Source organism: Rhodanobacter sp. B05 (genome assembly GCF_002001085.1).
GTDB lineage: Bacteria > Pseudomonadota > Gammaproteobacteria > Xanthomonadales > Rhodanobacteraceae > Rhodanobacter.
Map to the genome: position 1 here is coordinate 83,551 of NZ_MUNU01000012.1, position 13,325 is coordinate 96,875.

Consider the following 13,325-nt stretch of genomic DNA (forward strand, 5'->3'; position numbering starts at 1 on the left):
TGGTCAATGGCTTTGCAAGTCAACGGACAAACGCAACGTGACAACCCGGGGGCCGACGCTGCAAGAGAACGATGAGCCGGAAGATTGAGCGCAGCCACGGCGGCTGGAAACGGACAGGTATCGCCGCGCGGCGCTGCAGCATGGCGTCACTCCGCTGGCGGACTGTGCGCTCGGTGACGGTGCGCTTCGATCAAACATGAACGCCGCTCCCACCCCGGGTCATTCATGCCGAGCATAAACAGCAGCAGGTATCGGCCACCAATGAAAAAAGCGCCGACTTGCATAACCGCAGGTTGTGGACGTTCGCCATCGGCGCAATGCGCTGGCGCCGGATGACGCGACTCAAGGGAGAAAGCGCGCACAGCGTATCCAGTGCAATGTCGTCGCCTTGGCTACCCGGAACGGGCGTGCAACGCACCCTCAAACGGTAGCCAACAACCGCTGCGCAAGTTGACGCACGAGGCCGAGGAAACGTTTCTGCACCGCGTTCAACGGGCTGTCCGGTCGATAAATCGCATACAGCACGACATCCATGCGCAGGTCGAGCGGACGCATTTGCACGGCTTTGCCGCCGTCGCGCCGTGCGGTGAACGGATCGACCAGCGCCAGGCCTTCACCTTGCGCAACCAGTGAATGCGCCAGCTGGTAGGTCTGCACCCGCACCGGGGTACGCGGCGCCGGGGAAAGCTGCGCCAGGTGGCTCTGCAACATGTTGCCCAGTGCATCCTGCACCGCGATGCCGATCATGGGTTGACCGGCCAACGCGGTGATCGGCAAGGGACGTTTCAACTCCGCGACCGACCACCAATCCGGAGGAGCGATCACCATGACCTGCCCGCGGCACAGCGGCTCCCGGCACAGGTTCTGGCGACCGGTATCCTGCAAGGTCAGGCCGATGTCGGTTTCGTGGAGCAGCAGCGATTCACACATCACTGCCGAGTGCTGGGTGAACAGCTCCACGCTCGTGCCCGGAAAGATCTTGCGCAACAACGTGACCGCATCGGGCACCAGCGATTGAGCCAGTGCAGGCGTGCAAGTCACCCGCAACGGGCAACTGTCCGTCAGGCTCATGTTCGCCGTGAGGCGCTGCAGCTCGTTCAATTCCTGGATGATCTTTTCGATACGCTGGCGCAACAGCAGTGCCTGCTCGGTCGGCAACAGGCGTCCACGCACCCGGCTGAACAAGGCAAAGCCGAGTTGCTGTTCGGCTTGCTGCAAGGCCTTGCTGGCCGCCGGCTGCGAGATGTTCAGCAGGTTTGCCGCTCCGGTCAGGCTTCCGGTAGTCAGGACGGCATGGAACAACTCAATGTAGCGCAGGCGCATAACCGGGTTTCACCCTTGGCCACGATGGCAACGTGGCTTGAGTGCAACACAAGGCGTGCCACCCAGGCAAATCCCGCCGCCCTTGCCTGCCCGCGACGACCCACTCCGGGGAGCAGGGCCACAACCTTCAGTTATGCAAGTCGGCGCTTTTTTCATTGGTGACTTGCGCCTGCCGGTGACTATGCTCCCGGCGTATCTTCGTGGGTGAACGAAGACCCGTCGAGTGGAGTAATCAATTCATGTCCAACGCTGCCGATGCAGCCTTGCCTGCCCATTGGGGTCCGCCGTACCTGCTCTATCTGGGCAGCGCGGCCGACGATCTGGCCATCAAGACGGCCAGGGGACTTGCGCACTGGCGTCCGGATTGGTGCATCGGCCAATATCGGCGCCCCGATTGCAAGCCGACCCTCGGCCTGTTCGAAATGAACATGACCCGGGCCAGGAGCGAAGGTGCCGATACCATGGTGATCGGTGCCGCGAATGCCGGTGGGCTGATGTCGGCGGAAATCGTCGCCGATGCCATCGCCGCGCTTGACGCCGGCCTCAACGTGGCCGCGGGCCTGCACCAGAAACTGCGTGAGAACCCGGACATCGTGGCCGCTGCCCGACGCAATGGCCGCGTGCTGTTCGATGCACGCGACCCGATCCGGAACATCCCGGTCGGCACGGGTCGCCCACGCGCAGGCCGGCGGCTGCTCACCGTGGGTACCGATTGCTCGGTGGGCAAGATGTACACCGCACTGGCACTCGAACGCGCCATGCGTCAACGCGGTCTGCCGGCGGATTTTCGCGCGACCGGCCAGACCGGCATTCTCGTCGCCGGATCGGGCGTGCCGATCGATGCGGTAGTCGCCGACTTCATCTCCGGCGCGGCCGAATGGATTTCGCCGGTCCGCCTCGACGGTGGCTGGGACCTGATCGAAGGCCAGGGCTCGCTGTTCCATCCTTCCTATGCCGGCGTGTCGCTCGGCTTGCTGCATGGAGCCCAGCCCGACGCCCTGGTGCTGTGCCACGAGCCAACCCGACAGCACATGCGCGGCCTGTCGGATTGCCCGCTGCCCGAGCTGAAACTCTGCCTCGAAGCCAACCTCGTCGCCGCGCGCCTGACCAATCCCGCGGTCAAGGCCGTCGGCGTCGCGCTCAACACATCGGGCCTGGCCAGAGCGGAAGCCGCTGCAGCGTGCCGGCAAATCGGCGATTTGCTTGAGCTACCCTGCCAGGATCCTGTCACGATGGGTGTCGAGGATATCGTGGACAGCCTGCTCGCACGCTGCGCGAACTGACCGGGGCGGATGAATTTGCCTTTTCGTCGAGCGCGCGGATGCGAACATGCCGGATCCGATTACTGCCAAGGGTGAACCCATGTCCGATTCAAACACACCGAAACTCGATGCCAGGCGAGCCACACCGGCGACGGCGTTACCTCACCGCCGGTGGAGGCGACGCGCCCTGCTGGCGGCGATGCTGGCAGCATTCAGCGCGCTGACCTGCGCCCAGGATGTCAATCCTGACGCAACCGGTCGCGAGCCCGTCAGCACCCGAGCGGCACTGCAAAACGCCAAACCGGTGACCGCCAGGCACGCCATGGTGGTCAGCGCGCAGCACCTGGCCACCATGGTGGGCGTGGACATTCTCAAACAGGGCGGCAATGCCGTGGATGCCGCCGTGGCGGTAGGTTTTGCGGAAGCCGTGGTGCATCCGTGCTGCGGCAATATCGGCGGCGGCGGGTTCATGACCATCCACCTCAGGGACGGTCGCAACCTGTTCCTCAATTTCCGCGAGAAGGCTCCGTTGAAGGCCACGCCGACGATGTTCCAGGACGCCGACGGCAACGTCGTCGAGGGACGCAGTACGGACAGCTATCTCGGCGTGGGTGTGCCAGGCACGGTCATGGGTTTCGCCACCGCGCTGAAAGCCTACGGCACGATGTCGCTGAAGCAGGTCATCGCGCCGGCCATCAAGCTGGCCAGCGAGGGCTACGTGCTCAAGCAGGGTGACGTCGACAGCCTCGACCCGCGCAGCGAGGATTTTGCCAGGCATGCCAACGTGGCGGCGATCTTCCTCAATCATGGCCAGCCGTTCGCGGTTGGCGAGCGGCTGGTGCAGAAGGACCTGGCGCACACGCTGGAACTGATCGCCAACGGTGGCACCAGGGCGTTCTACGAGGGGCCGATCGCCCGCGCCGTGGTCAAGGGCAGCGACGCCAATGGCGGCATCCTGTCGCTGCGCGACTTTGCCGGCTACACCGCACAGTGGGAAAAGCCGATCACGTGCGAGTACCGCGGCTACACCGTCGTCTCGGCGCCGCCGCCGAGTTCCGGCGGCACCACACTCTGCGAAATTCTGCAGATCATCAAACCGTATCCCTTCGCCCAGTGGGGCTACGGCTCGGTAAACACCGTGCATTACCTGGTCGAGGCCGAACGCCGCGCCTTCGCCGACCGCAACACTTACCTGGGTGATCCAGCCTTCGTGCACAACCCGATCGACAAGCTGCTCTCGGCTAGTCACGCGGCCAAACTGCGCGCCACCATCCTGCCGGACAAGGCCACGCCGTCATCCGAGATCACGGGCAGTCTCGGCGCGCCCGAAGGGCAGCACACGACGCATTACTCGGTCGTCGACAAGGACGGCAACGCCGTCGCCGTCACCTACACCGTCAACTTCCTGTTCGGCAACAAACAGATCGCCGGCGATACCGGTTTCTTCCTCAACGACGAAATGGACGACTTCACCTCCAAGCCGGGGGTAGCCAACGGAGCGGGCCTGGTCCAGGGGGTGATCAATCAGGTGGAACCGGGCAAGCGACCCTTGAGCTCGATGACGCCGACCATCGTGCTGCGCGGCGGCAAGCCGTTCATGCTCACCGGCAGCCCCGGCAGCGCGACCATCATCTCGTCCACGCTGGACAGCATTCTCAACGTGGTCGACTTCGGCATGAACATGCAGCAGGCCGTCAATGCACCGCGCGTACACCAGCAGTGGTATCCCGATGTCGTTTACGCCGGCGAGGGCCTGCTTACGCCCACGTCGCAGCAGGCCCTGGAAGCGATGGGCTACAAGTTCCAGCGGTTCAGCGGCGGTGCCGTCGAGGCGATCCTGGTCAATCCAAAGACCGGCCTGCTGGAAGGCGCCAACGACCCGCGTCGGCCGGCCGGACTGGCCGCCGGTTATTGATCGGACAATCCGGTGCGACGCCCCGGGAATGCCGGAGCCCTTCCCTCCAGCCATCGGGGCGCGCAGCATGTTCGCGTACAGGCGCGCCGGTGTCGTCATCAACGGCAGCCATGCCGATCCCGAAAACCTGCTCCGGAGTTCAGAACCCTTGCATGAACGCGAAGACGGATTTCGCCGGCTACACCGTCGGCTATGACATACCCGCTCTGCCAGGCATGGTCGAGGCGGATATCCAGACTCCGTGCCTGATCCTCGATCTCGACGCACTCGAGCGCAACATCCGGAAAATGGGCGATTACGCGAAAGCGCACGGCATGCGCCATCGCAGCCACGGCAAGATGCACAAGTCGGTCGACGTGCAGAAGCTGCAGGAAAGACTGGGCGGCGCCGTGGGCATCTGCTGCCAGAAGGTTGCCGAGGCCGAGGTCTTCGCCCGCGGCGGGATCAAGGACATCCTCGTCTCGAACCAGGTGCGCGACCCGCTCAAGATCGACCGTCTCGCGCAGCTGCCGAAATACGGCGGCCGGATCGCCGTCTGCATCGATGATGTGGCGAACGTGGGCGACCTCTCGGCCGCCGCGCAGAAGCACGGCACGACGCTCGAATGCCTGGTCGAGATCGATTGCGGCGCGGGCCGCTGCGGCGTCACGACGAGCGAGGCCGCCGTCGAGATCGCCAGGGCCATCGACGCCGCGCCCGGCCTGATATTCACCGGCATCCAGGCGTATCAAGGCGCCATGCAGCACCTGGAAAGCTACGCGGAGCGTGAGGCCAAACTCGATGCCGCCATCATCCAGGTGAAAGCCGTCGTCGCTGCCCTGCAGGCGGTCGGACTGAAGCCGGACCTGGTCTCGGGCGGTGGCACCGGCTCGTATCGCTTCGAGTCCGGTTCAGTCGTCTACAACGAACTGCAATGCGGCAGTTACGCCTTCATGGACGCCGACTACGGCCGCATCAGGGACCAGGACGGGAATCGCCTCGATCATGGCGAATGGGAGAACGCACTCTTCATCCTGACCACGGTGATGAGCCACGCCAAGCCCGATCTGGCGGTCTGCGATGCGGGTCTCAAGGCGCAGTCGGTCGATAGCGGCCTGCCCTTCGTCTACGGCCGCGACGATGTGAAATACATCAACTGCTCGGACGAGCACGGCGTCATCGAGGACAAGCGCGGTGTTCTGCGTGTCAACGAAAAGCTGAAGCTCGTTCCCGGCCATTGCGACCCGACCTGCAATGTCCATGACTGGTACGTCGGCGTGCGCAACGGCAAGGTCGAGGTGGTCTGGCCGGTCTCGGCTCGCGGAAGGGGCTACTGAAGATCGGCGTCGCCCAACCGGCAGTCCTCGCCCCGGGCTGCTCTGGTTCCCATGCGTTTGCCGCGCGGGTGAAACTCCGAACTCACGAACCATGCACCAGTGGTTTGGGGGCGAGCACCTGCTTCAGGTAATCGGTCGTGCCGGGCACTCGGATCAGGTGCGGGTATTTCAGGCCACCATCGTAGTTGACGGTGTAGGAGCTGGTGACGCCATCGCCCTGCGCGCGCATCTGCAGTGGTTGCCTGCTCTGCTGTGCCTTGGCGATTTCATCGCGCAGCACGGGCGTGCTGTACTGCCGCCCATTGACGGCGATGAGCTTCATGCCCGGTGCGAGCCCCGCCTTGAAGGCCGGTCCGCCCCACCGCACGTCCTCGATTTCGCCATCACTCTTAAGGAACAGTCCCACCGAGAACATGGCATTGACACCTTTGCCGCTGAGTTCACCGTTGCCGACGTTCTCCAGCGCATTCTGGTAGCGCGAAGGCTTGTCGGTGTAGACCAGACGCCAACCGCTGGCCTCGATGCCGGACAGCAGCGGAACCTGTTGACCCACGCCGTCCAGCCAGTTGTGCAGGAAGCCGCCCCAGTCGTACGGCTGGACTGCATTGAGCGCGTTGACGATGTCGTCGAAGGTGTAGGTGCGGGTGACGAAGCTGCCATTGTCGACACTGAAAAACCGCCGGGCGAAATCGTCGAGGGAATGCTTGTCGCCACTCAAGCCCCGGATTTTCATGTCGACGGCGAGCCACAACAATTGGCCTTCGCGATAAAAGTCGGTCTCCCGTCGCCAGTTCGACCATGCATTCGGCGCGCCATAGAGCAGCTGCGCGGCGGTGGTGGTGTCAACCAGCGGGCGCCAGGCGCGACCGGTCCGGTGCGCCATGGCGGCGGCGCGGTAAGCGACCGCCTCACGCCAGGTGTCCGGCGACCACAACCCGCTGCGCGCGGTCAACATGTCACCGAGGTAAACCGTAAGTCCCTCGTATACCCATATCATCTGCGCGTGTTCGGGGCGCTCGAAGTCGGGCTGCCACAGTTCGGCCGGGCGCATGAACTTGCCGTTCCACGAGTGGGTGTACTCGTGCGGCAGCAGCGAGCCGTCCAGCATGAAATGGTCGGCGTCGGCAAACATCTTCGTGCCGCCGCGCGCGCGATCATCGCTGGACTGGTGGTGCTCCAGCCCACCGCGCGAGGTGTGGTCGCTCAATACCAGCAGGAGGTGATAGTCCTCGTAGTGATGAGAGTGGAACAACGCCTGCGCCTGCTCGATCAGATGCCGAAAGTCGGCAATCTGTGCATCGGAAGCGGCGATGGCAGCGGCATCGTCACCCACCATGGCCAGGTAGCGATGTACGGATGAGCCGGTCGGGGTGAGGTCGACCTGACGGAAATATTTCCCGGCGATCACCGGCGAATCGACCAGCGTGTTGAACGGCACGGGCTTGAACGTGATGCGCTCGCCGCTGCGATTTGCGGTGCGCAGCGCACTGGCATAGTGCCAATCGGCGGGGATGACCAGGGTCGGTTGATACATCTGCAGCCTGGTCGGATAGCCGGCCTGGTACAGCGCGACATGATCCCAGGTGAGATCCAGCAGCTGCGGCGTGACGCGGTCCTCGTCCGGGAACTGGAAGCGGATGTCGATCCGGTCCGTACCGGCAGGCACCGTCAGATGAAAGGTAAACATGTCCACTTCATCGCGATGCCAGGCGATGCGTTTGCCACCGGCCGCGATTTCCAGGCCCATCATGGTGCCGATCGGGCCATCCGGTGAGTGGTCACCGGGGATGTATTTCGGGTAGTAGAGCGTCAACGGTCCTGGCCGCACCGGCATGACCTCGTGCACATAAAGAACTTTCTGTGCCGGATTGGGCAGCCGCACCGTGATCGCGACGGGGCCGGCGGGAACATCCGTCGATGCCTGCCCCGCGCAGGACATCGAGGCGACGAGAGCAACCGTGCCCAGAAGCCATGACAGTCTTTTCATGCATCCTCCGAAGTATCCGATGACGTTATTGCACGTTGAATTGAATCGCACCCACCTTCCCGCATGTCCCGGCGATCAAGAACCTGCCGCCACGCGTTACTGGCGGCGCGGTGCCAGCAGCGCCGCAGACAATCCCGCATCGACCAGCTGCGCCGGCAATGGCAGACCCAGCGCCAGGTGCGCGCAAGCCTCGCCCATCGCGGCGCTGGTCTGGATGCCATAGCCGCCTTGTGCAGCGACCCAGAAGAACCCGGGCGCATCCGTCGCGAAGCCGCCGACCAGATCGCCGTCGGCGACGAACGAACGCAGGCCGGCCCACGTCCGTCGGGGTCGACGGATGGTCATGCTGGTGGCTTCCTCGATGCGATGGATGCCCAGCGCGATGTCGTACTCCTCCGGTTGCACGTCGTGCGGCTCGACCGGATCGGCATTGGCGCACGAGCCCAGCAACAGGCCGGCATCCGGTTTGAAGTAGAAACTCTCGGCGAAATCGGTGACAAACGGCCAGCCCGCCGTGGCCAACCCCTGCGGCGGATCGAACACGAAGGCGGAACGCCGCTTCGGCGTGATGCCCAGTGGCGTCACGCCGGCCAGCATGGCCACCTGATCGACCCACGCACCCGCCGCGTTGAGCAGCAGCGGTGCGCGGAACGTCTCCTCACCATCCTCCACCTGCCAGCCGCCCGCCACGCGCGAGATCGCGCGAATGGCCACGTTCAGGCGCAATTGACCGCCACGGGCGCGCAGCCCGCGCAGGAAACCCTGATGCAATTCGTTGACGTCGATGCTGGCCGCGCCGGGTTCGTGCAGCCCGATCTGCGCGAACTCGGGTTTCAGCACCGGCACGGCGGCACGCACGCGGGCCGCGTCATGCAGCTCGATGTCGCGGGTGAACGGCAGGATCGCCTCGTACAGCGCGCGCACGCCGTCGATCTGCTGCGCGCTGCCGATGATGGTGGCACCCAGCGGACCGAGGATGGGCTGCGCCGCGAAACCTGCCGGCGGCGCCACCAGGAACGGTCGCGTGGCGCGCGTCAACGCGCGCACCTGCGGCGAGCCGTAGGTTTCGCTGAACAACGCCGCCGAGCGGCCGGTCGAGTGCATGCCGGCGTATGCCTCACGCTCCAGCACCAGCACCCGTGCATGCGGCGCAAGAAAATAGGCAACCGACGCGCCGGCCATGCCGGCGCCGATCACGATGACGTCCACTTCGATCATGTTCGTGTGCTTTCCGTATCGCGCCGCGACTGCCGCGCCACCACGCTGGTGGCCGTCATGTCGGCGGTGACATTGCCGAACGTGGCCAGCGTGTCGGGCAGGGTGTCGACCGCCAGCATCAGGCCCAGCGGCCCCAGTGGCACGCCCATTGCCTGCGCCACCGGCAGGTTGGTGGCGATGAAGGTCACCTGCCCCGGCAGCCCCACCGAACCGAGGCTGATCACCACCGCCAGCAGCGCGCCGGTCAGCAGTTGCGCCGCGGAAAGGTCGATGCCGTAGGCCCACGCGATGAACGCTGCCGAGGTGACGTACTGCACCGGACTGGTGAGGCGGAACAGCGAAACCGCCATCGGCAGGGTCAGCGCGGTGACCGGCTCCGGATAGCCGAGCTTGCGATCCGCGCCTTCCAGCATGGCCGGCAACGACGCCAGCGAGGATTGCGTGCTGAGCGCCACCACCTGCGCCGGCACCAGCGCGACGATGAAGCGGCCGATGCGCTCGCCGCCGAAGAACACCGCCACCGGCAGCATCATCAGCGCCACGGAGAGATACAGCAGGCACTCCACCAGCACGTACACGCCAAGCGCACTGAGCATGCCCAGCCCGGCCCGCGCACATACCGACAGGATCAGCGCGAACACGCCCAGCGGCGCCGCCCACAACACCCAGCGCACGATCACGATCATCGCGTCGGCAATCGCCTGGAAGAATCCCACCAGCATCGTGCGTTGCGCAGCCTGCAAGCGGGTCATCGCGAAACCGAGGAACAGCGCGAACACCACCAGCGGCAGCATCGCGCTTTGCGCCGCCGCCGCGATCGCGTTGCTGGGCACGATCGCGACCAGGGCGTCGATCCAGCCCACGGGCGCGCTCTGCGCCGCCGGCAGCACGGCGACATGATCGAGCGCTGCAGCCAGGGTCGGATCGTGCGGAAACAACGTGAACACGAATGGCGCGGCCAGCGCCGTGAACAGGGCGCCCACGGTCAGCAGCACGATGAATACCACGATCGCCCTTCGCGCGATGCGGCCGGACGCCGCCGCGTCACTGGCGGTGTTCACGCCGACCACCACCAGCGCCAGCACCAGCGGTACCACGGTCATCTGCAACGCGTTCAACCACAGTTTGCCGATGGGTTGCGCCACGTTCGCGACATCCAGCGCCACCGTCGGATGCCACGCCGCCATCGACAACCCGATCACGGCGCCGCTGGCCAGTCCGGTCAGCACGCGGCTGGTGGCGCTCATCGCGACGAGCCCTGTGCAGCGATCACCGGCAGTTGCCAGGCGCCGCGGACCTTCAGGTAGACGCCTTGCGGCAGCAGCACGAAGATCGGCTTTCGCTGCGGCTGCAGCCATGCGACCAGCGACTGCATCACCGCCGGCGCCATCGCGGTGCAGCCGACGGTGGTGTCGGTCGGCGACGTCCACAGATGGCCGAAGATGCAGCTGCCTGCGCCCGGCTTCTGTTGCCAGTTCTGCTCGATCTCGAAGCCGAGACGGTAGTGCTGGTCGCCATGAAGATGGATGTCGCGACGCATCGGCTCGGTGGAACCCTTTACCGCAGCGGCACCGACCACGCTTGCATCGACGATGCGGTTGTAATGCGTGGCACCCGAGACGTCGACGCAATAGTCCGTTGCGGAAAGCGCGCGATACGGCATCGTGGTGGCGGCGCCGGCGGCATAACCGAATACCTGGCCGATGCGGAACACACCGGCCGGACTGCGACTGTCGCCCTCGTGCTTGACCGGCCCGTCGTCAAGCGGCGCATTCAGCCCAAGTCCCCAGCCCGCGCCGTTGCTGCCGATCGTCACCGGCGCGGAGATGCCCGCCGCGACCCAGCCGTGGCGCCCACGCGTGTATGTGTTCAGCACGCCATGATCGGCATTCCAGTCGGCCACCGTCACCAGCACCAGCTGGCGGGACTGCTGCCAGCTCCCCGCCTCGTTGGCCGACGGATCACCGACCGCCGCGCTGGCGCACAGGATCAGCAACAAGGTGCCGGTAACCAGGCGCGAACGGAGAGAGCGTGGGAAAGTCATGCGGATAACTCGCCTCGGAGGCAGGTGAGGATCATGGCTCAAGCATCAGCTGGATGCGTTCGAGATTGGCCAGCAAGGTGGCGCCACGACTGTCGTGCCCCTCGCACAGCAGCACGAACACGCCGTCGAGCAGATGCTGCAACGCCGATTGGTAGAGCAGTGGCTGGATGTACGGCAGCTCGTCGTGCGCCGAGACCACGAGGGCCAGATCGGCCAGCGTGCGCAGCGGATTCGGGGTATGGCGGGTCACCGAAATCAGCTTGCCGCGGCGCTCGCGGAAGTAGCGGCTGATCTTGCATAGCGCCGGGTGGTTGCCGTGCTCGGAGAAAACCAGCAACACGTCTCCCGCACCGGCCGCCGAGGCATTCGCGGTCATGCGCGCGGTATCGAAGTCGTGCACGGTGAGGATGCCCAGCAAAGACAGCCGCAGGGCGAAATTCCGTGCGTAGATGTCATCCTCGCCCAGACCGATGATGAAGACCTTGCCATCCCGGCCAGCCTGGTCGATCGCCCTGGCCACGGCACGTATCGCTTTCGGCGGGTTGATCAGGCGGGTGGCCTCTTCCGCCTCCGACTTGCGCCGCCACAGATTTTCAGCCGGCGATTCGCCGGGCCCGCCGGCAGCGGGAGCCGCCTCGGGTGCGTCGCCATTGTCGGCGCGGGCAATCGCCTCACCGACCGAATATTTCAGGTCGGGGTAACCCTTGTAGCCCAGCTTCTGGGTGAACTTGACCACGCTGGACTGGCTGATGCCCAGCGCATTGGCGAGTTGCTGCGACGAATAGTCGCGAAGCAGCTGCGCGTTCTCCAGGATGAAGTCGCCGACACGACGTTCCACCGCCGACATCCGGTCGCGCTCCGAACGGATCTTGACCAGCGGCGACATCAGTCTTTGATCTCTTCCAGTCCGCGGATCTCGCGGATGCCCAGCCCGGGAGCATCGGTGACGGAAATTTCCGATTCGTTGAAGATGACTCCACCGACGACAGGATTGAACTGGCACAGCGACGGGCCGTCCAGATCGACCTTGGTGATCACGTCCGCCCTGGCCACCGCCAGATGCACGGCCGCCGCCACGCTGATGCTGGTTTCCAGCATGCAGCCGATCATGCACTCGATGCCGTGCATCGCGGCGAGGTCGGCGATGCGGATGGCATTGGAGATGCCGCCGGTCTTCATCAGCTTGATGTTGATGATGTCGGCCGCGCGCAGCCGGATCAGCTCCGCCACCTCCAGCGGGCCGAACACGCTCTCGTCAGCCATCACCGGTGTGTGCACACGTTCGGTGACATAGCGCATGCCATCGAGGTCACGCGCCTTTACCGGCTGCTCGATCAGCTCGAGCTTGATCCCGGCCTCCTCCAGCGTCTGCAGCGCATACACCGCCTGCTTGGCGGTCCAGCCCTGGTTGGCGTCAAGGCGCAACAGGGCGCGGCCCTCGACCGCGGCATAGATTGCGCGCACGCGCTCGATGTCGACGCCGATGTCCTTGCCCACCTTGATTTTCAGCGATTCGAATCCGCGCTCCACCGCGGCGACCGAATCGGCCACCATCTTGTCGATGTAGTCGACGCTGATGGTGATGTCGGTGGTGATCGCAGGGTCGCCACCGCCGAGCAGCTTGTACAGCGGCGCGTCGTAAAGCTGGCCCCACAGGTCGTAGATGGCGATCTCCACCGCTGCCTTGGCGCTGGTGTTTTTCTCCATCGAAGTCTGCACCAGCCGGGTCAGCCGGTTGAGATCGCCGATGTCCTGTCCGATCAGCCGCGGCGCGATGTAGTGACGAATCGCGTCGACGATCGAGCCGTGCGTGTCGCCGGTGATCACGGCGGTGGCCGGCGCTTCGCCGTAGCCGATCCGGCCACTGTCGGTATGCACCATCACCACGATGTCCTCGACCGTGTCGACCGTGCGCAGTGCCGTCTTGAACGGCGTCTTCAATGGCACGCGCAGCATGCCGAAGCGGATATCGGTGATTTTCATGCTCGTCAGTTTCCCGAGGGTTCGTCTGCGTGCGGCTGGACATGCACGATGCCGGTCATGCGATCGACCAGCATTTTGCGGTCTCGCTGATCATCGGGCGCCCCCTGGAGCGTTTGGCATGACGGCTTCCCCATTGCACGGTATGGAATAGTGATTCTTATATCACAAGTACAAAGAATAAATTATTGACGCTGCCTGGTGGGCATGTTACACAGCGGTCGCGGGACGACAACCGTGGGGAACAATGTGCAACCGAACACGACTGCGTCTTTCATGA

10 protein-coding genes are annotated in these 13,325 nt (G+C 64.8%); 3 read left to right on the forward strand and 7 right to left on the reverse strand.

Features of this window, described 5'->3' with window-relative positions:
- Positions 1-420: 420 nt before the first annotated feature.
- On the reverse strand, positions 421-1,323 hold the full coding sequence (locus B0E47_RS05815; RefSeq protein WP_077513070.1) for a LysR substrate-binding domain-containing protein: 903 nt from the start codon (positions 1,321-1,323) through the stop codon (positions 421-423).
- A gap of 239 nt (positions 1,324-1,562) precedes the next feature.
- Here B0E47_RS05815 and dgcN point away from each other — a divergent pair, with 239 nt between their 5' ends.
- The 3 genes from dgcN to bhcC all read left to right on the forward strand — a co-directional run bounded on the left by dgcN (position 1,563) and on the right by bhcC (position 5,816).
- The gene (gene dgcN / locus B0E47_RS05820; RefSeq protein WP_077513071.1) at positions 1,563-2,606 is read left to right on the forward strand and encodes an N-acetyltransferase DgcN; all 1,044 of its coding nucleotides are present in this window, start codon (positions 1,563-1,565) and stop codon (positions 2,604-2,606) included.
- 79 nt (positions 2,607-2,685) lie between these two features.
- On the forward strand, positions 2,686-4,500 hold the full coding sequence (ggt, locus tag B0E47_RS05825) for a gamma-glutamyltransferase (protein ID WP_077513072.1): 1,815 nt from the start codon (positions 2,686-2,688) through the stop codon (positions 4,498-4,500).
- Positions 4,497-5,816, forward strand: coding sequence for a 3-hydroxy-D-aspartate aldolase BhcC (gene bhcC / locus B0E47_RS05830; protein WP_254422830.1), 1,320 nt, complete (start codon positions 4,497-4,499; stop codon positions 5,814-5,816). The genes ggt and bhcC overlap by 4 nt, the downstream gene beginning before the upstream one ends.
- Before the next feature lie 82 nt (positions 5,817-5,898).
- Here bhcC and B0E47_RS05835 read toward each other — a convergent pair whose 3' ends face one another.
- From B0E47_RS05835 to B0E47_RS05860, 6 genes are all read right to left on the reverse strand, one after another.
- Complete coding sequence (locus B0E47_RS05835; protein ID WP_077513074.1) at positions 5,899-7,803, reverse strand: M61 family metallopeptidase; 1,905 nt, start codon at positions 7,801-7,803, stop codon at positions 5,899-5,901.
- 96 nt (positions 7,804-7,899) lie between these two features.
- Entirely contained in the window at positions 7,900-9,021 is a 1,122-nt protein-coding gene (locus tag B0E47_RS05840; RefSeq protein ID WP_077513075.1) for an FAD-dependent oxidoreductase, read from the reverse strand.
- Positions 9,018-10,268, reverse strand: coding sequence for a dicarboxylate/amino acid:cation symporter (locus tag B0E47_RS05845; RefSeq protein WP_077513076.1), 1,251 nt, complete (start codon positions 10,266-10,268; stop codon positions 9,018-9,020). Before B0E47_RS05845 ends, B0E47_RS05840 begins: the two co-directional genes overlap by 4 nt.
- Positions 10,265-11,065, reverse strand: a complete 801-nt coding sequence (locus tag B0E47_RS05850; RefSeq protein WP_139351356.1) for a hypothetical protein — start codon at positions 11,063-11,065, stop codon at positions 10,265-10,267. The genes B0E47_RS05845 and B0E47_RS05850 overlap by 4 nt, the downstream gene beginning before the upstream one ends.
- Positions 11,066-11,096: 31 nt before the next feature.
- Positions 11,097-11,951 (reverse strand): MurR/RpiR family transcriptional regulator, encoded by an 855-nt coding sequence (locus tag B0E47_RS05855; RefSeq protein ID WP_077513077.1) that lies wholly within the window; start codon positions 11,949-11,951, stop codon positions 11,097-11,099.
- Positions 11,951-13,048 (reverse strand): dipeptide epimerase, encoded by a 1,098-nt coding sequence (locus tag B0E47_RS05860; RefSeq protein WP_077513078.1) that lies wholly within the window; start codon positions 13,046-13,048, stop codon positions 11,951-11,953. Before B0E47_RS05860 ends, B0E47_RS05855 begins: the two co-directional genes overlap by 1 nt.
- Positions 13,049-13,325 lie beyond the last annotated feature (277 nt).

What these genes read in the sequence shown, in the direction of transcription:
- ggt (WP_077513072.1), top strand. Translation starts at nt 2,686, where the DNA reads ATGTCCGATTCAAACACACCGAAACTCGATGCCAGGCGAGCCACACCG.
- B0E47_RS05855 (WP_077513077.1), bottom strand. Translation starts at nt 11,951, where the DNA reads ATGTCGCCGCTGGTCAAGATCCGTTCGGAGCGCGACCGGATGTCGGCG.
- B0E47_RS05860 (WP_077513078.1), bottom strand. Translation starts at nt 13,048, where the DNA reads ATGAAAATCACCGATATCCGCTTCGGCATGCTGCGCGTGCCATTGAAG.
- B0E47_RS05850 (WP_139351356.1), bottom strand. Translation starts at nt 11,065, where the DNA reads ATGACTTTCCCACGCTCTCTCCGTTCGCGCCTGGTTACCGGCACCTTG.
- B0E47_RS05840 (WP_077513075.1), bottom strand. Translation starts at nt 9,021, where the DNA reads ATGATCGAAGTGGACGTCATCGTGATCGGCGCCGGCATGGCCGGCGCG.
- B0E47_RS05845 (WP_077513076.1), bottom strand. Translation starts at nt 10,268, where the DNA reads ATGAGCGCCACCAGCCGCGTGCTGACCGGACTGGCCAGCGGCGCCGTG.
- dgcN (WP_077513071.1), top strand. Translation starts at nt 1,563, where the DNA reads ATGTCCAACGCTGCCGATGCAGCCTTGCCTGCCCATTGGGGTCCGCCG.
- B0E47_RS05835 (WP_077513074.1), bottom strand. Translation starts at nt 7,803, where the DNA reads ATGAAAAGACTGTCATGGCTTCTGGGCACGGTTGCTCTCGTCGCCTCG.
- B0E47_RS05815 (WP_077513070.1), bottom strand. Translation starts at nt 1,323, where the DNA reads ATGCGCCTGCGCTACATTGAGTTGTTCCATGCCGTCCTGACTACCGGA.